At 29.2% G+C, this 16,827-nt stretch carries 19 protein-coding genes and 1 riboswitch; all 19 genes read left to right on the forward strand.

All coding sequences use genetic code 11. The annotated features are described in order from the left end of the window. Positions 1-51: 51 nt before the first annotated feature. Positions 52-228, forward strand: a riboswitch (cobalamin riboswitch). Between the two features lie 124 nt (positions 229-352). After that, complete coding sequence (locus ACRC8M_RS00675; RefSeq protein ID WP_438527359.1) at positions 353-1,195, forward strand: sirohydrochlorin cobaltochelatase; 843 nt, start codon at positions 353-355, stop codon at positions 1,193-1,195. 43 nt (positions 1,196-1,238) lie between these two features. Next, positions 1,239-2,099 (forward strand): ABC transporter substrate-binding protein, encoded by an 861-nt coding sequence (locus tag ACRC8M_RS00680; RefSeq protein ID WP_438527360.1) that lies wholly within the window; start codon positions 1,239-1,241, stop codon positions 2,097-2,099. Further along, complete coding sequence (locus ACRC8M_RS00685; protein ID WP_438527361.1) at positions 2,096-3,127, forward strand: FecCD family ABC transporter permease; 1,032 nt, start codon at positions 2,096-2,098, stop codon at positions 3,125-3,127. Before ACRC8M_RS00680 ends, ACRC8M_RS00685 begins: the two co-directional genes overlap by 4 nt. A gap of 2 nt (positions 3,128-3,129) precedes the next feature. Next, positions 3,130-3,879 (forward strand): ABC transporter ATP-binding protein, encoded by a 750-nt coding sequence (locus ACRC8M_RS00690; protein ID WP_438527362.1) that lies wholly within the window; start codon positions 3,130-3,132, stop codon positions 3,877-3,879. A gap of 133 nt (positions 3,880-4,012) precedes the next feature. After that, entirely contained in the window at positions 4,013-5,080 is a 1,068-nt protein-coding gene (locus ACRC8M_RS00695) for a peptidoglycan DD-metalloendopeptidase family protein (protein ID WP_438527363.1), read from the forward strand. A gap of 69 nt (positions 5,081-5,149) precedes the next feature. Beyond that, positions 5,150-6,142 carry a FecCD family ABC transporter permease gene (locus tag ACRC8M_RS00700; protein ID WP_438527364.1) on the forward strand — a complete coding sequence of 331 codons (993 nt, stop codon included), beginning with the start codon at positions 5,150-5,152 and terminating at the stop codon, positions 6,140-6,142. Beyond that, entirely contained in the window at positions 6,142-6,924 is a 783-nt protein-coding gene (locus tag ACRC8M_RS00705) for an ABC transporter ATP-binding protein (protein WP_438527365.1), read from the forward strand. Before ACRC8M_RS00700 ends, ACRC8M_RS00705 begins: the two co-directional genes overlap by 1 nt. Beyond that, the gene (locus tag ACRC8M_RS00710; protein ID WP_438527366.1) at positions 6,921-7,775 is read left to right on the forward strand and encodes an ABC transporter substrate-binding protein; all 855 of its coding nucleotides are present in this window, start codon (positions 6,921-6,923) and stop codon (positions 7,773-7,775) included. The genes ACRC8M_RS00705 and ACRC8M_RS00710 overlap by 4 nt, the downstream gene beginning before the upstream one ends. Before the next feature lie 96 nt (positions 7,776-7,871). Then, entirely contained in the window at positions 7,872-8,252 is a 381-nt protein-coding gene (locus ACRC8M_RS00715) for a hypothetical protein (protein ID WP_438527367.1), read from the forward strand. A gap of 89 nt (positions 8,253-8,341) precedes the next feature. Then, positions 8,342-8,950: a MotA/TolQ/ExbB proton channel family protein gene (locus tag ACRC8M_RS00720; protein ID WP_438527368.1), complete on the forward strand. Its 609-nt coding sequence runs from the start codon at positions 8,342-8,344 to the stop codon at positions 8,948-8,950. A 4-nt stretch (positions 8,951-8,954) separates the two neighbouring features. After that, positions 8,955-9,344: an ExbD/TolR family protein gene (locus tag ACRC8M_RS00725; protein ID WP_438527369.1), complete on the forward strand. Its 390-nt coding sequence runs from the start codon at positions 8,955-8,957 to the stop codon at positions 9,342-9,344. Then, a complete protein-coding gene (locus tag ACRC8M_RS00730; RefSeq protein WP_438527370.1) occupies positions 9,337-10,041 on the forward strand; it encodes an energy transducer TonB in 705 nt (234 codons plus the stop codon). The genes ACRC8M_RS00725 and ACRC8M_RS00730 overlap by 8 nt, the downstream gene beginning before the upstream one ends. 64 nt (positions 10,042-10,105) lie before the next feature. Beyond that, the gene (gene rpoN / locus ACRC8M_RS00735) at positions 10,106-11,311 is read left to right on the forward strand and encodes an RNA polymerase factor sigma-54 (RefSeq protein ID WP_438527371.1); all 1,206 of its coding nucleotides are present in this window, start codon (positions 10,106-10,108) and stop codon (positions 11,309-11,311) included. A gap of 90 nt (positions 11,312-11,401) precedes the next feature. Further along, entirely contained in the window at positions 11,402-12,739 is a 1,338-nt protein-coding gene (bioA, locus tag ACRC8M_RS00740) for an adenosylmethionine--8-amino-7-oxononanoate transaminase (protein ID WP_438527372.1), read from the forward strand. A 12-nt stretch (positions 12,740-12,751) separates the two neighbouring features. Continuing rightward, a complete protein-coding gene (locus ACRC8M_RS00745) occupies positions 12,752-13,405 on the forward strand; it encodes a GntR family transcriptional regulator (protein ID WP_438527373.1) in 654 nt (217 codons plus the stop codon). 176 nt (positions 13,406-13,581) lie between these two features. Continuing rightward, positions 13,582-14,967: an oxaloacetate decarboxylase subunit alpha gene (locus ACRC8M_RS00750; protein ID WP_266188413.1), complete on the forward strand. Its 1,386-nt coding sequence runs from the start codon at positions 13,582-13,584 to the stop codon at positions 14,965-14,967. A gap of 24 nt (positions 14,968-14,991) precedes the next feature. After that, a complete protein-coding gene (locus tag ACRC8M_RS00755; RefSeq protein WP_438527374.1) occupies positions 14,992-15,303 on the forward strand; it encodes an OadG family protein in 312 nt (103 codons plus the stop codon). Between the two features lie 18 nt (positions 15,304-15,321). Then, the gene (locus ACRC8M_RS00760; protein WP_438527375.1) at positions 15,322-15,678 is read left to right on the forward strand and encodes a biotin/lipoyl-containing protein; all 357 of its coding nucleotides are present in this window, start codon (positions 15,322-15,324) and stop codon (positions 15,676-15,678) included. Positions 15,679-15,708: 30 nt separating this feature from the next. Beyond that, a complete protein-coding gene (locus ACRC8M_RS00765) occupies positions 15,709-16,827 on the forward strand; it encodes a sodium ion-translocating decarboxylase subunit beta (RefSeq protein ID WP_438527376.1) in 1,119 nt (372 codons plus the stop codon).

Consider the following 16,827-nt stretch of genomic DNA (forward strand, 5'->3'; position numbering starts at 1 on the left):
ATAAATTTTAGATAATTTGATTGAAATTTGTACTATAAAGTGTTAATATTAGTTAGATAAAAATGTAATGGTTCAATTTGATTAAAAGGGAATTGAGTGAAAATCTCAAACGGTCCCGCCACTGTATAGAGGATGAAAACAGTAATACCACTGAGGTGATAAATCTTGGGAAGGGCTGTGAGTAGGATGAATCTAAGTCAGGAGACCTGCCATTATTTAGAATTCTGCGAGGACAGAGAAGGTAAAGGTTTTTACACTTCTCTTTTAGTATTTTCAAAAGGGAGGTTTTTTTTATTGGTGAGAAATTTTAATCTAAAATAAAATAAAGAAAAATAATATGGGGAGATTAGGGATGAACTTTTACAAAACTATGGAAAAGGGCGCAATTGTAGCAGCACATTTTGGAACGACACACGAGGACACAAGAGAAAAAACAATAGATGTAATAAATAAAAAATTAAAAAATGAGTTTGATAAATTAGATTTTTTTCAAGTTTATACATCAAGAATTATAAATAGAATACTTTTAAAAAGAGGTATTGAAAAATTAAATACTATTCAAGTTTTAGAAAAATTAGTAGAACAAGGATATCAACACGTAATTATTCAGCCAACATATATAATAAATGGAACTGAAATGGAAGCTTTAAAAAGAGAAGTGGATATGTTTTCTGATAAATTTGAGGATATTAGAGTTGGATCTCCCCTATTAACGGAGATAGATGATTATTTTAATTTAATTGAAGTAATAGAAAAAGAGAGTGGTATTTTAAAAGATGACGAAGGAGTTGTAATGATAGGACATGGGACAGAGCATCCAGCATTATCAGCTTATCCAATGTTAGCTTATATTACTAGAGATTTAGAAAAATCTATATACATTGGAACAGTAGAAGGATATCCAGGATTAGATAACGTTATAAGAGAGTTAAAAAGAGATAATAAAAGAAAAGTTACACTAATGCCTCTTATGTTTGTAGCTGGAGATCACGCTAAAAATGATATAGCTGAAGATTGGAAAGAAGCATTAGAAGAAAATGGTTTTGAAGTAGAATTAAATTTAAGAGGTTTAGGTGAAATTGAATCTATTCAAAATATTTTTATAGAAAGAGCTAAAAAATTAGAAAATTCTCAACCAGAGGATATACTAGTAAAAAAAGCTGAGTATGCTAAAGGAAGAAAAGCTTCTCATTAATTGGAAGAGTTTAACTCTTTCGATTTTATTAAAAGGAGAAATTATGAAGAAAATATTATTACTATTTTTACTGATAACTACTTTAAGTTTTTCTAAAGAGAATATAAGAGCAGTTTCAACATCACAGTTTACTACAGAAATTTTATTGGCTATAGGAGCAGAAAGTCAGATTTTAGGAACAGCTTATTTAGATGATGAAATACTTCCAGAATTAAAGGAGAAATATGATAAGATACCAGTTTTATCTAAAGGAGCTCCAACTAAAGAGCAATTTTATGCTTTAAATCCCAATTTTTTAACAGGATGGAAGTCTATAGCAACTCCTAAAAATCTAGGAACAGTGGAGGAGCTAAAAGAAAATGGTGTAAAAGTTGTGTTTACAAAATCTCAAGATACATCTAAAATTGAGGATATATATGACGATATACTGATGTTTGGAGATATTTTTGACTTAAAAGATAACGCTAAAAATGTTGTTGAAAATATGAAAAAAGATATCATTAAAGTTAAAGAAAATAATAAAAATGAAAAAAGTATTAAAGTTTTTGCATATGACAGTCAGGAATCAGCACCATTTGTGGTTGGAGGAAGTGGAATGGGAAATACTATGATTGAAATAGCTGGAGGAGAAAATATTTTTAAAGACACAAACTTCTCATTTGGACCTGGAACATGGGAGAAAGTATTAGATGAAAATCCAGAGGTTATTATAGTTATAGATTATGGAAATATAAGTTATAAAGATAAAATAGAGTATTTGAAAAATAGATCTCCAATATCTCGACTAGAAGCTGTTAAAAATAGTAGATTTATAAGAATTCCATTAAGTTATATATCGGCAGGAGTTAAGATTAGTAAAGGTATCGAGATAATTTCAAGTGGACTAAGAGAGGAAAAAAAGTGAAAGCAAAAGATAGAAATATAATTATAATATCTCTTATTCTAATTATAATTTTAGGAACAGTAGCAGTTACAATTGGAAGTGTGTCCTTATCTCCAATTCATGTTTGGAAAATATTGATGAATAAACTTTCTAATAGAGAAGTTTTTTCTATTGAATGGAAAAAATCAACAGAGATGATTGTTTGGAATTTGAGAGTTCCAAGAGTTGTTTTAGCTCTGTTAGGAGGAGCAGGATTATCTTTAGTTGGTATTTTAATGCAAGCGTTAACAAAAAACTCTTTAGCTAGCCCATATATTTTAGGAATATCTTCAGGAGCTAGTACAGGTGCAGTAATCTCTATTGTATTAGGAAGTATTTTGGGAATACCCTTTTCTCCAGGTGTTGGAGCTTTTGTTTTTGGGACCTTTACAGCTTTTTTAGTTTTCTATTTAGCTGGAAATGGAGGATATTCAAGTACTAAATTAGTTTTAATAGGTGTAGCTGTATCCTCTTTATTTTCTGGAATTACAACATTTTTAGTGACAACTGCTAAAAATGAATCTCAGTTAAGAGGGGCTATGTTTTGGATTTCTGGAAGTCTGGCAGGAGCTAGGTGGGAAAATTTAATGACACTATTTTTAGTATTATTGATATCGACAGTTTTAGTTATATTCAAATATAGAGAGTTAAATATTTTAATTGCAGGAGATGATTTAGCTGAGACATTAGGTGTGGATGTAAAGAAATTAAGATTTTTTATTGTAATTATATCTACTTTTTTAACAGGATTTATAGTTTCTGCAACAGGAGTAATCGGATTTGTAGGATTGGTAATTCCTCATATATGTAGAGGGTTAGTTGGAAGTAACCATAAAAGATTAATTCCATGTGCAATACTTTTAGGTGCTTTATTTTTATTAGGAACAGATACTCTGACAAGAGTGATGTTTAAAACACAAGAGATTCCAATAGGGGTTGTGACGTCTATGCTAGGGGCCCCATTTTTTATGAGTATGTTAAGAAAAAATAGTTATAATTTTGGAGGATAATTGTGATAAAAATAGATGATTTAGATTTTAAAATAGAAAAAAGAGATATTTTAAAAAATATAAAATTAAATATAAAAGAGAAAAAGTTTATTGGAATAATTGGTGAAAATGGTTGTGGGAAAAGTACACTTTTAAAAAATATTTATAGAAACTATACTCCTAAAAAGAATAGTATCTATATTGATGGAATAGAATTAAATGATTACTCTGTAAAAGAGTTATCTAAAAAAATATCTGTTCTAAGTCAAAATCAAAAAATTATTTTTGATTTTACAGTTAAAGAGATAGTTGAAATGGGAAAATATAATAAGAGCTCTTTATTTTCAAAAAAAGATTACGAAAAAGATATTGATGAAGCATTAGATAAGGTTGGAATGAAACATTTAAAAGATTCTAGTTTTTTAACTCTTTCTGGTGGGGAGATGCAGAGAGTTTTAATAGCTAGATCTATAGCACAAGAGAGTCAAGTATTATTATTAGATGAACCAACGAATCACTTAGATGTAAGATATCAATATCAAATTATGGATTTAGTAAAAAGCCTTGATAAAACAGTTGTTGCAGTAATACATGATATAAATATAGCGAGTCGTTACTGTGATTATATTTTTGCCATAAAAAATGGTGAAATAAAATATGAAGGAATACCAGAAGAGGTAGTTGTACCTGAAAAAATAAAGGAGATATTTCAAATAGAGGTAGAAGTGATTAAACACCCTTTAAATAATAAGCCGATAGTCATTTTTTTATAGAATTTTTTGAAAAAAGCTAATTGTATTCAGAAAAAATACAAAAAAATAAAAGCTAGACTAAAAAGATAAAAATATGGTAAAATTTATAAAAATTTATAAAAATACTAAAAAACAAAGAAAAGAATGGTGGATTATGAAAAAAAGGAAAAAATTAGTCATAGGGATTTTAGTTTTTTTAGTAACATCAATTTTTTATAGAGAGTTTACATTAAAAAATAACGAGGCTAAAAATAAAGAGGTAATAAAGAGCGAACAAATTATGGAAACTGAAACTGTAGCAACACAGAAAGTTGAAGTTGTAGAAAATAAAATAGAAGAAAAAGTTGTACAAACTTCATTGGAGGATTCTACTTTAGAGGATTTAGAGTTAGAAAATAAAATTGCTAAAGAGTGGGATAATCAAGAGGGACAAGAGTTAGCAGAGTTGGACAGCAGTATCGACTTAGAAGAGAAAATTGTATTGGAAAATATGGAATATGTAATTAAAAAAGGAGATACTATTTCAGATTTATCTAAAGAATATAAAATAAAAACTGACTATATCTATGCAAATAATATTGATAAAAACTTAAGAGTTCTTCAAATAGGGAAGAAAATAAATATTCCAACAGAGCCTGGAATATTCTACTCAATCAAAAAGGGAGATACTTTTGAAGGGTTGTCAAAGAGATTTGAAGTGGATGTTAAAACAATAAAAGAGGATAACGAGATTGATAGACTTTTAGTTGGAGCCAAAATCTTTTTAAGAGAGCCTAAAGTTTCAAGATACTTAAGTAGTTTTAGACAGGAATACGTAAAAAAAACTAATTTAGGTACTTTTTCAAATCCTTTAATGGCTATGAGTTTAACAAGTAGTTTTGGTTCAAGAAAACATCCTGTATTAAAGAAAGTTTTAAATCATGCAGGTGTAGATTTAAAAGCTAAAACTGGTACAAAAGTTGTTTCTGCAAGAGAAGGCGTAGTTACTTTTGCTGGAAGAGCTAGTGGATATGGAAAACTTATTATAATAAAACATTCAGATGGTTATGAAACAAGATACGCCCATCTTAGTCAAATAGACGTTAAGAAAGGTCAAAAAATATCTCAAAATCAATATATAGCTTTAAGTGGAGCAACAGGAAGAGTAAGTGGTCCTCATTTACATTTTGAGATAAGAAAAAATGGAAAAATAGAAAATCCGTTGACGTATTTAAAATTTTAATAAAATAAAAAATCCCCCAAATTATTTGGGGGATTTTATTTTTTGATAAAAGGTAAAAGGAGAAGTACAATGATTTCAAAGCACAAAAGTATGTCTATAGTTTCAGTTGGAATTTTAATTTTTCTTTTCTGTTTCTCTTTGTTCATAGGGAACTATGAAATAGATTTTATCGAAGGTTTGAATCTACTTTTGGGAAATGGAAATAGAGATTTGTTAGAGTATAAAATAATTTGGAATTTAAGAATACCCAGATCAGTTATGGCAATAATAATTGGGATGTTATTAGGGAGTAGCGGAGCTATAACTCAAACGCTTTTTAGAAATCCAATGGCAGATCCATATATAATTGGAATATCAGCTAGTGGTACTTTTGGAGCTGTTATAGCATTTTTACTAGGACTTTCAGAGGTATATTTTGGTATTTTTGGATCGATATTCTCTTTTATTACATCTCTATTAATTTTTAAGCTTTCCAATAGCAAAAGAGGAAGTTTAGATTTATCTACTCTTTTAATAATAGGGATAGCTATTTCAGCTCTTTTAAGAGCGGTAATCTCTTTGGTCATGTATATTGTTGGTGAGGATAGTTTTAGAGTTGTTCTCTGGACTATGGGATATTTAGGAGGAGCAGATTGGAGAAAAATAATAATTCTTTTAGTTCCACTTTTGTTTTCATTAATCTATTTTTATATAAATAGATACAATCTAGATATAATTTTGCTTTCAGATGAAGAGGCTCATAGCTTAGGTATAGATATAAAAAAATTCAAATATAAAGTATTGATGATTTCTACATTTATGGTGGGGTTTTCAGTAGCTTTTACAGGAATGATAGGTTTTGTGGGTCTTATAATACCACATTTAGTTAGGATTATATTTGGAAGTAGTAATATAAGATTAGTTCCATTATCAATGTTATATGGAGGATTATTTCTTTTACTATGTGATACAATTTCAAGAGGGGTATTAACAACTATGGAAATCCCTATAGGAATTGTAACAGCTATATTTGGAGCTCCATTTTTTATATACTTAGCTTTTAAAAATCGAAGAGGTGTGTAATGGAAAGTTTAAAATTAAAAAATTTAAGATACTCATATGGGGATTATAAAATTTTAAATGATATAAGCTATGATTTTTTTTCAGGTGAACTTGTAGGTATATTAGGAGCTAATGGTTGTGGAAAAAGTACTCTATTAAAAGTTATAATGGGATTTCTAGAAAAAGAAGAGGGAGAGATTTATTTAGATAATCTAGAAGTTGAAAAACTTTCAAGAAAAGAGTTTGCTAAAAAAATCTCTTTTATAGCACAAAAATCCAATCAAAATTTAAATTTTACAGTATTAGAGATATTAAAACTTGGAAGAGTACCCCATATAAAAAATAGCTTTAAAGGTTTAGATTTAGAAGATGATAAAATAATAGATGAGGTTATAAAAAACTTAAATTTACATGAATATTTAAATCGAGATATAAAAAGCTTAAGTGGAGGAGAGTTTCAAAGAATTTTACTAGGAAGAGCGTTTATTCAAAATAGTGAGGTTATTTTATTAGATGAACCAACATCAGCTTTAGATATAAATTACTCCTTAGAATTTTTAGAACTTTTAAAAGAGGAGATTAAAGCTAAAAGTTTAATTGGAATAATTGTAATACATGATATAAATTTGGCTTCGTTGTTTTGTGATAAAATTCTTTTTATAAAGGATGGAAAAATACCAATATCGGGAAAACCAAAAGATGTAATAAAAAAAGAGTGGTTAGAAAAAGTATATAATTTTACACCAGAAATTTTAAATTTAGAAAATGATGTATATGTATTACCAAAGCGAGGTGAAAAATGAAGAACTTAATTTTATTATTTTTGATGTTATCTTTAAAAATATTTTCATTAGATATAGTTGGTAATTATGTGATTGGAGAAAAAGGTGAAAAAATTTTATTAAAAGAATACAAAAGAATAGTTATCTATAATTTTGGAGCGGTAGAGATTTTATATAAACTGGGAGCAGATAACAATATTGTGGCTATTGCAAACCATAGTAAAAAAATATGGCCACAGGAGAAAACTGAAAAATTACCTTTAGCGGGAAGCATATCTAAGCCTTCATTAGAAAAAATTTTATCTTTTAATCCAGATCTAGTTATTTTTAATGTTATGGGAAATGAAAAGAGTGGACTAGAAAAGTTTAATATACCTTCAATAACTTTTTCAAATAAAAATTTAGATGATATTTTAAAAAATACATTAATTTTAGGGAAATTAGTGAATAAAGAAAAAGAGAGTAAAGAACTTGTAGTAGAGTTAAATAATAAATTGAAATATATAAAAGAAAATTTTAAATTGCAAGGTAAAGCCGTAATTTTATATTCAGATTCTCCACCGACATCCTTTGAAAAAAACTCTCTTCCAGTGGAGATTTTAGAAACTTTAGGATTAGATGTAATAGTTCCAAAAGTAGGGAAAAAACCAATTCTATCTTCAGAATATATTTTGAGAGAAAATCCAAAATATATCATAGGAACTAGAGGGATAAAAAATATTGATGGAATAAAAAATAGCTTACAGTTAATTGAAGAAACAGATGCTTATAAAAATAAAAACATATATGTTGTTGATTCTAGTGAGATACTTAGAGCATCTCATAGAGTTTTTGATGAAATTGAAAAAATATATGATGAATTAAAAAAATAAAAAAAGTCAAAAAAAGAAATTTTGCCATATTTTAGCCATAAAACTTTGTTAATATGTTTGTGTAAAGACAAAGAGAAAACTTAGGAGGTATAGAAAATGAAAAAATTTTTATTAGTATCTATGATGGCTTTAGGGTTAGGAACAGTGGCAATGGCAAAAGGAAACAATGGACACAAAATGTCAGCTGATGGAATGGGACATAACAATGGTGGAAAAATGATGATGGGTCAATGTCAAACAAATGAAGATAAAGCTTTAATGAAAGAGAAAATGAGAACAAATCCAAAACTTCAAGAGGGAAGAATTAAACTTCAAGAAAATAAAGTAGCGATGATGAAAGAGATGGCTAAAGAAAATCCAAATTTTACAAATATCGAAAAAATAAATAAAGATAGAGCTAACATTCAAGCTGAGATGAAAACAGAGCAAATGAAAATGAGATATGAGATGTTAAAAACAAATAAAACTACAAATTAATTGTTGAAGAGCAAGGTTAATACCTTGCTCTTTTTTATTGAATAATATATACTTTAACTATAAATATTATTAAAAATTTGGAGGGTGAGATGTTATATTATATAAAAGCTGGAGGGCCAATACTATATGTATTACTTGTTTTATCAGTGGTTTCTTTAGGAGTAATTTTAGAAAGGTCTTTGTGTTTTATAAAAAATAAAACATCAGTAGATTCTATGTTTAAAAAAGAGATAAAAGAACTTTTAATAGATGAAAAATATAATGAAGCTATAGAATTTTCAAGGAAGGAAAAAGGGGTAGTAGGAAAAACTTTAACAAAGTTTTTAATCCGTTATTGTTTAGTTGGGGATTATAAAAATAGTGATGAACTTTTAAGAGAGATTGAATTAGAAGAGATGGACATATTAGAAAGAAATACGTATATTTTGGGAATTATTGCATATACAGCTCCTATGATTGGACTTTTAGGAACTGTTACAGGTATGATACAAGCTTTTGGTAAAATTGCAGTTTCTGGAACAGGGGATCCAAATGCAATAGCAGGTGGAATATCACAAGCTCTGTTGACAACTGCAGGTGGTTTGGTAATAGCGATACCTTCAATAATAGCTTATAATATATTCAATAAAAAAATAGAAAAAATGAGTTTAGAAGTGGAAAAAATAGCTACATTTATAGTAAATACAGTGAAGAGGTAACAGTATGAAAAGAAGAACAAAAAGAAGAAGTTTAGCAACTCCAGACTTAACACCTTTAATTGATGTTGTTTTCCTACTCTTAATTTTTTTCATGTTAGTTACAACTTTTGATAAATATAGTGGATTTAAATTAGAGCTTCCCAAGGGAGGTGTAGTTTCTGAAACTTCTAAAGGTGTGTATGAATTAGTTATAGATAAAGATGAAAACTATTTTTTATTAGTAGATAAAATTTCTAATCCTGTAACTTTAGAAACTCTGGGAGAAAAAGTAACAAATATAAATGAAATAACAATAAGCGCAGATAAAAACTTAAAATATGAAGTTGTAGTGAAAGCTATTGGAGCTTTGAAAAGCAGTGGTGTTGATAAAGTGGAGCTGAACTTTTATGAATAAATTTTATATTTTATCAGCTATTTTACATGGTGCAGCTATATTTTTTCTATTTGGATTTACGAAGGATGAAGAGTTAAAGTTCAGAGAGAAAAAGACAATGATAGTATCAGTTAAAAATAGAAGAGCGGTTAGTAATAACACTAATATTAGCTCAGTAAAAGAGAACGAACAAAAAGAAGAGGCTCAAGAGGAAAAGGTTATGCCTCAAGAGAGGCCAGCAGAAGAGGAGATAGTAAGAGAAAAAGCCAAAAAAATAGTAAAAAAAGAAGAGATTAAGAAGAAAAATTCAAAAAATAAAAAGCCAGAAAATAAAGAACAAAAAAATAAGTCTGATAAAGCAAAAGAGAGTTATAATGAGTTTAAAGATCAGAATAGATTTTTACAAGGAGAGGACGGAGTATTTACAGCAGTATCATTAGATGGTATAGAGTATGAGATATTAAAAGAAGTGGATCCTCAATACCCTATAAAGGCAAGAAAAATAGGATATAATGGAATTGGTAGTGTTAAAGTTAAGTTTCTTGTGGATATAGATGGGACAGTAAAAGAGATAAAGTTTATATCTGGTGAAAGTAAGTTTGGATTTAGAGAAGAAGTAGAGAAAGCTCTAAAAAAATGGAAATTTAAGCCAATTGTATATAAAGGAAAAGTAATAAAAGTTCATTTTGAAAAAGAGTTTAAATTTAAAAAAAGCTAATAATTAGGTAGAGTGTAGTAAGATTAAAACTCTACCTCTTTTATATTTAGAGAGGGGGATAAATATGGATTTCAAATTGGGGCTAGACCAAAGTTTAAAGTTAAATCTTTCTATGGAGATGAAAATATCGATAGAAATTTTAAAAATGAGTTTAAAAGAACTAAAAGAGTACCTAGAGAAAGAGAGTACAAAAAATTCAAATATAGAGATTATTTTTCCAAAGTCATCTTTCTCAAAAAATGAAGATTATGAAAACTATATTGAAAATATAGGGGAGGAAGACGAGAGTTTAATAGATTTTTTAGAAGAACAGATAGGTTACTTAGAAGTAAAAAGAGAGATTAGAGATATTTTAGAATACCTAATAAATAATTTAGATGAAAGGGGATATTTAATTTCTAGCTTAGAAGAGTTGAGGAGAAGTGGTGGTTTTAAGCTAAATATATTCAAAGATGCTATAAAAATTTTACATACACTAGAACCGCTAGGAGTTGGTGCTACTAATCTTGTAGAGTGTTTAAAAATTCAACTTGAAAATAAGGGGATTTTAACAGAAACATTGTCAAATATTTTAGAGAGAAATTTAGAAGATATTGCAACTGGAGATTTTAAAAAGATCTCTTTAGAAAGAGATATACCACTTGTTAAAGTAAAGGAATATGTAAATACAATAAAAAGCTTAAATCCTAAGCCTGCAAGAGGATTCTACGTAAATAGAAGAATAGACTATATTATTCCTGATTTATTTGTAGAAACAGATAAAGAAGAGATTATTGTAAATTTAAATGAATCAGTAATTCCAAAAATAAGATTAAAAAGCGAAGGTAAAAAAGATCAAATGCTGGCTTTAGCCTTAGGAAAAGCGTTAGTAAAAAGAGGAGAAACACTTTTAAAAGTTGGAAAGTATGTTTTAAATTATCAAAAAGATTATATTCTTTTTTCTAAAAATTTAAAAACATTGAGAGTTAAAGATATTGCATATAATTTAAATCTTCACGAATCAACAATATCCAGAGCGTTAAAAGATAAATTTATAAAAATAAATGGAAAGATAGAGAACTTAAAGAAGTATATTATTCTAGATGATAAAACTGAATTAATAAAAAGGGAAATTTTAAAGATTATTGAAAATGAAGATAAAAAAAATCCATTATCAGATGAAAAAATTTTGTTAAAGCTTGCAGAAAAAAATCTTCTAGTACAGAGAAGAACTATAGGAAAATATAGAGAAGAACTTGGAATACAATCTAGTAGAAAAAGAAAAAAATAGGTAATAAAAAAGTATTTATGCTATAATAGGCACTAAAGATTATTTTTGTATTAAATATACGAATTTTATAATTGAAGAGGTGTACCTTAAATGAAAAATCTAAGTGATTTACAAAAAAAAGATTTAGAACATATTTTCCACCCGTGTTCACAGATGAAGGATTATGAGCAACTTCCTCCTATGGTAATAGTAAAAGGAGATGGACTATACGTAGAAGATGAGTTTGGAAATAGATATATGGATTGTGTTTCGAGTTGGTGGGTAAACCTATTTGGACACTGTAATCCAAGAATTAATGCGGCTATAAAAGAACAGATAGATAAATTAGAACATATAATTTTTGCAAATTTTTCTCATGAAGCGGCAATTGAATTGGGAGAAAGGTTGACATCTGTTGCACCAGAAGGGCTTGATAAACTTATTTTTACAGATAATGGTTCTTCAAGTACAGAAGTAGCTATAAAGTTAAGTTTTCAATATCATGCTCAAACAGGAAATCCACAGAAAAATACATTTGTTTCAATAGATGGAGCTTATCATGGAGAAACAATTGGTGCTTTGGGTGTCGGGAATATGGATAGATTTACAGATATTTATAAACCACTTTTAAAAGAGGGTATAAAAGTAAAAGGACCAGATTGTTTTAATTGTTCTTTTGGTAAAAAAAGAGAAAGCTGTAATGCTGAATGTTTTATTTTTATGGAAGAGTATTTAAAAGAAAATGGAGATACAATTTCTGGAGTAATAATTGAATCAATGGTTCAAGGTGTTGCAGGAATGAGAATATATTCGCCAATATATTTGAAAAAACTAAGAGTATTGACAGAAGAGCTAAATATTCATTTAATTGCAGATGAAATAGCAATGGGATTTGGAAGAACAGGAAAAATGTTTGCTATAGAACATGCAGGAATTAGCCCCGACATTATGTGTATTGGAAAGGGGTTAACGGCTGGATATTTTCCAATGTCCATAGTTTTGATAACAAATAAACTATATGATGCATTTTATGCTGATTACTCTGAAGGAAAATCATTTTTACACTCTCATAGTTATTCTGGAAATCCTATAGGGTGTAGAATAGCTGTGGAAACTTTAAAGATTTTTGAGGAAGAAAATATTTTAGATGTTATAAAAGAAAAGGGCGATTATTTAAGAAAAGTTGCTACAGAAAAATTAAAAGATATCCCTTATTTAGGAGAATATAGACAAATAGGATTAATTGGAGCTATTGAATTAGTTGGAATTCCTGGGAAAAGAGCAGGATATGAAATATATAAAATAGCTTTAAAAAAGGGAGCTATTTTAAGACCATTAGGAAACGTTGTTTATTTTATGCCACCCTATATAATTAAAAGGGAAGAGATAGATAAAATGTTAGATATTTTCAATGAATCACTTAGGGAGTATTTAGAGACAATTGATTAAAAGGGGAATATGATGGTTATAAAAAAGAAAAAATCAATCCGTGAGCAAGTATATGATTATCTAAAAGATGAGATTGTAAACGGAAAGATAAAAGAAGGAAGTAGAATAGTAGAAGAGGAATTTGCAGAAAAGCTTAATATAAGTAGAACACCTTTAAGAGAGGCAATTAGGATGCTAGAGTTAGAAGGACTTATTGAAGCAAGGGAAAAGGGTGGGGTAACAGTACCAAAAACCACTAAAAAGGATGTAGATGAAGTAGTAAAAATTAGGATTGCTCTAGAAACAGTGATATTTGAAGAGTTATTTGAAAGAGTAACAGAAAAAGATATAGAAAGATTAGAGGAGAATGTAGCTAAAGCAGCAGCTATAGTTAATGATGAAGAAAAATCTTTAGAGGTTTTTAAATATTTTTCTGAGTTTAACAAAATACTTTACAGTATTTCAGATCTTCCAAGAGTGGTGACTCTAATAAATAATTTAAATTTATATTTAAAGAAGTTTAGAAAAATATCGGCTGAAAATAATACTAGAAGACTAAGTGCTCATAGAGATCATGCTAAGATAGTAGAATTGATAAAAGCTGGTAACAAAGAAGAAGCTATAGCTATAAATAAAAAGCATCTGTTAGAGGCTAAAGAATTTTTAATAAAACAGGTTGAAAGTTAAAATCAGAAGAAATTCTGATTTTTTTTTAAAAATGGTTCACAGTGTACTAAAATTATATTTTTTACCATATTAAACACACAAAAAATAATTTGACAAATATAAAAAATGTTGTATACTTTAGTGTAGATAATAAATTGTATACAGAATACGGGACACCGAATACCAAGGAGGATATTTTGAAAAATAAAGTTAAAATAACAGAAACTTGTCTGAGAGATGGACATCAATCTCTAATAGCCACAAGATTGACAACTGCAGAGATCCTTCCAATTGTAGAAAAAATGGATGAAGTTGGATATCATGCATTAGAAGTTTGGGGAGGAGCCACTTTTGATGCTTGTATTAGATTTCTAAATGAGGATCCTTGGGAGAGATTAAGAGAGATAAAAAAGAGAGCAAAAAATACAAAGTTACAAATGCTATTAAGAGGACAAAACCTTTTAGGATATAGACACTATGCTGATGATATAGTGGAGGAATTTGTAAAAAAATCAATAGAGAACGGTATTGATATAATTAGAATATTTGATGCTTTAAACGATACAAGAAACTTAAAGGTTGCAGCGGAAGCTACTAAAAAATATGGTGGGCACTGTCAACTTTCAATTGCTTACACAATAAGTCCTGTTCATACAACAGAGTACTATAAAGAGTTAGCAAAAGAGATGGAAAGTATGGGTGCTGATTCAATCGTTATAAAAGATATGGCTGGAATATTATTGCCTGAAACAGGATACAACTTAATAAAAGAGATTAAGTCAGTAATTAATGTGCCATTAGAGTTACACACTCATGCAACAAGTGGAATAGCAAGTATGCTATATTTAAGAGCTGTAGATGCAGGAATTGATATTATAGATACATCAATTTCAACTTTTGCAGGAGGAACAGCACAACCAGCAACAGAATCTATGGTTAGAACTTTTGAAGGTGGAGAAAGAGATCCAGAACTTAATTTAACACTTTTAAAAGAGATTGCTGAGTACTTTAAGCCAATTAGAAAAAAATATATGGATGAAAAGGTTTTAAATATGCAAGCTTACTTTGTTGAGCCAAGTATTTTAGAATATCAGTTACCAGGAGGAATGTTATCAAATCTAGTTTCTCAATTAACAGCTCAGAAAGCAGCAGATAAGTATGAGGATGTTTTAAAAGAGATTCCAAGAGTTAGAGAGGATTTAGGATACCCTCCATTAGTAACACCATTAAGTCAAATGGTAGGAACACAGGCGGTATTTAATGTATTGACTGGAGAAAGATATAAAATGGTTCCTAAAGAGATAAAGGATTATGTAAAAGGTCTATATGGAAAATCACCAGCACCAATGTCTGAAGAGATAAAGAAGAAAATTATTGGAGATGAACCAGTATTTACAGGAAGACCAGCAGATCTTTTAAAACCTGAATATGCTGAAATAGCAAAGGAGATAGGAGATTTAGCAAAATGTCCAGAAGATGTTTTAATGTATGCTATGTTCCCACAAATTGCTAAGCCATACTTAGAAAATAGAAATAAACCTAAAGTAGAAAAAGAGTACAGAAATATAAATATAATTTTTTAGTTGAAAGGAGAATGATTTATAAGAATGTTTAAAGGAGCAATATCACTTATAACGTCTCTTGAAATAACTTTAATAAGTATGCTAGTTGTATTTACAATATTAGCTATATTAGCTTTTGTTCTTTCTCTGTTTAAATATATTCCAGCAGAAAAAGTTCAAGAGATAAAAAAAGCTACACCAGCAACAGCACCAAAAAAAGTTGAAAGAGAAAAGTTTGATCCATCTAAAATAACAAGTGAAGAGATGAGAGTAGCGATGATGGTAGCATGTATAGAGGCAGCAGGAGAAGATAAAGATGCCAATGTAAGAGTTGTAGGAATAAAAGAATTAAACTAAATAGGAGTGTAATTAAAGATGATAAAAGTATATAAAGTTAAAATTGGAGAAAAAGTATACGAGGTAGAAGTAGAATCGGTTAAAGAAGTAAATGGAACAATATCAACACCAGCATCAACAACTGCAGCACCAGCTGCTCCAGTATCTGCACCAGCAGGAAATGGAACAAAAGTTGAAGCACCTATGCAAGGAATGGTAGTATCTATAGAGGTAACTCCAGGAGCTAGAGTAAAAGCAGGAGATACTTTATTAATATTAGAAGCTATGAAAATGGAAAATCCAATCGTTTCACCAGTTGATGGAGTAGTGGAGTCAATCACTGTAAATAAAGGTGATACAATTGATGGTGGAGTAGTAGTAGCAACAATAGCTTAATAATAATGAATGAAGTAGAGAGGAGTTAAAATGGAGTTTTTAAATAATCTATTTGCAACAACAGGAATTGCAATGATGACAGTAAATCAAGGGATTATGATATTAGTTGCCCTATTCCTATTGTTTTTAGCAATAAAGAAGCAGTATGAACCATATCTATTACTTCCAATAGCTTTTGGAATGCTATTAGTTAATCTACCAGCACCAGTAAGTGAAGGAATAATGGACAAAAATGGACTTTTAAACATTTTATATCAAGGAGTTAAATATGGAGTTTATCCTCCGTTAATATTCTTAGCAATTGGAGCAAGTACAGACTTCGGTCCGTTAATTGCAAACCCTAAGAGTTTACTTCTTGGAGCAGCAGCACAACTTGGAATTTTTGGAGCTTTCGTAGGAGCGGTTCTATTAGGATTAGATGGTAATGAAGCAGCATCTATTGGAATTATAGGTGGAGCAGATGGACCAACAGCAATCTACTTAACTTCAAAATTAGCACCACATATGTTAGGACCAATAGCAGTTGCGGCTTATTCGTACATGGCATTAGTACCAGTAATTCAACCACCTATTATTAAATTACTAACAACTAAAGAGGAAAGACAAATAAAGATGACTCAGCTTAGAACTGTAAGTAAGAGAGAAAAAATTCTTTTCCCAATAATAGTAACAATAGTAGTAACTTTAATAATTCCATCAGCAATTCCATTAGTAGGAATGTTAATGTTTGGAAACTTAGCTAAGGAGAGTGGACTTGTTCCAAACTTAGTTGAACATATAAAAGGAGCTTTAATGTATATAATCACAATATTTATTGGATTAACAGTTGGAGCTACTACAAATGCAGAAGCATTTTTAAATCTTGCAACAATAAAGATAATAGTTTTAGGACTTTTCGCTTTCTCTTTTGGAACGGCTGGCGGAGTAATCTTTGGAAAAGTTATGTGTAAACTTAGTAAGGGTACAATAAATCCAATGATAGGAGCAGCAGGAGTAAGTGCTGTACCAATGGCAGCTAGAGTTGTTCAAAAAGTAGGACAAGAGGAAAATCCAAGTAACTTCTTACTGATGCATGCAATGGGACCAAACGTAGCAGGAGTTATAGGTTCAGCAGTAGCAGCAGGTGTGTTACTAGCAATGTTTAAATAA

Source organism: Cetobacterium sp. (assembly GCF_051653945.1).
In the GTDB taxonomy this organism is placed as follows: Bacteria; Fusobacteriota; Fusobacteriia; order Fusobacteriales; family Fusobacteriaceae; genus Cetobacterium_A.

Bases quoted from the DNA above. Each gene is read 5' to 3' on its own strand.
- ACRC8M_RS00675 (WP_438527359.1), top strand. From the start codon at position 353: ATGAACTTTTACAAAACTATGGAAAAGGGCGCAATTGTAGCAGCACAT.
- ACRC8M_RS00680 (WP_438527360.1), top strand. From the start codon at position 1,239: ATGAAGAAAATATTATTACTATTTTTACTGATAACTACTTTAAGTTTT.
- ACRC8M_RS00695 (WP_438527363.1), top strand. From the start codon at position 4,013: ATGAAAAAAAGGAAAAAATTAGTCATAGGGATTTTAGTTTTTTTAGTA.
- ACRC8M_RS00700 (WP_438527364.1), top strand. From the start codon at position 5,150: ATGATTTCAAAGCACAAAAGTATGTCTATAGTTTCAGTTGGAATTTTA.
- ACRC8M_RS00705 (WP_438527365.1), top strand. From the start codon at position 6,142: ATGGAAAGTTTAAAATTAAAAAATTTAAGATACTCATATGGGGATTAT.
- ACRC8M_RS00710 (WP_438527366.1), top strand. From the start codon at position 6,921: ATGAAGAACTTAATTTTATTATTTTTGATGTTATCTTTAAAAATATTT.
- ACRC8M_RS00715 (WP_438527367.1), top strand. From the start codon at position 7,872: ATGAAAAAATTTTTATTAGTATCTATGATGGCTTTAGGGTTAGGAACA.
- ACRC8M_RS00720 (WP_438527368.1), top strand. From the start codon at position 8,342: ATGTTATATTATATAAAAGCTGGAGGGCCAATACTATATGTATTACTT.
- ACRC8M_RS00725 (WP_438527369.1), top strand. From the start codon at position 8,955: ATGAAAAGAAGAACAAAAAGAAGAAGTTTAGCAACTCCAGACTTAACA.
- ACRC8M_RS00730 (WP_438527370.1), top strand. From the start codon at position 9,337: ATGAATAAATTTTATATTTTATCAGCTATTTTACATGGTGCAGCTATA.
- rpoN (WP_438527371.1), top strand. From the start codon at position 10,106: ATGGATTTCAAATTGGGGCTAGACCAAAGTTTAAAGTTAAATCTTTCT.
- bioA (WP_438527372.1), top strand. From the start codon at position 11,402: ATGAAAAATCTAAGTGATTTACAAAAAAAAGATTTAGAACATATTTTC.
- ACRC8M_RS00745 (WP_438527373.1), top strand. From the start codon at position 12,752: ATGGTTATAAAAAAGAAAAAATCAATCCGTGAGCAAGTATATGATTAT.
- ACRC8M_RS00755 (WP_438527374.1), top strand. From the start codon at position 14,992: ATGTTTAAAGGAGCAATATCACTTATAACGTCTCTTGAAATAACTTTA.
- ACRC8M_RS00760 (WP_438527375.1), top strand. From the start codon at position 15,322: ATGATAAAAGTATATAAAGTTAAAATTGGAGAAAAAGTATACGAGGTA.
- ACRC8M_RS00765 (WP_438527376.1), top strand. From the start codon at position 15,709: ATGGAGTTTTTAAATAATCTATTTGCAACAACAGGAATTGCAATGATG.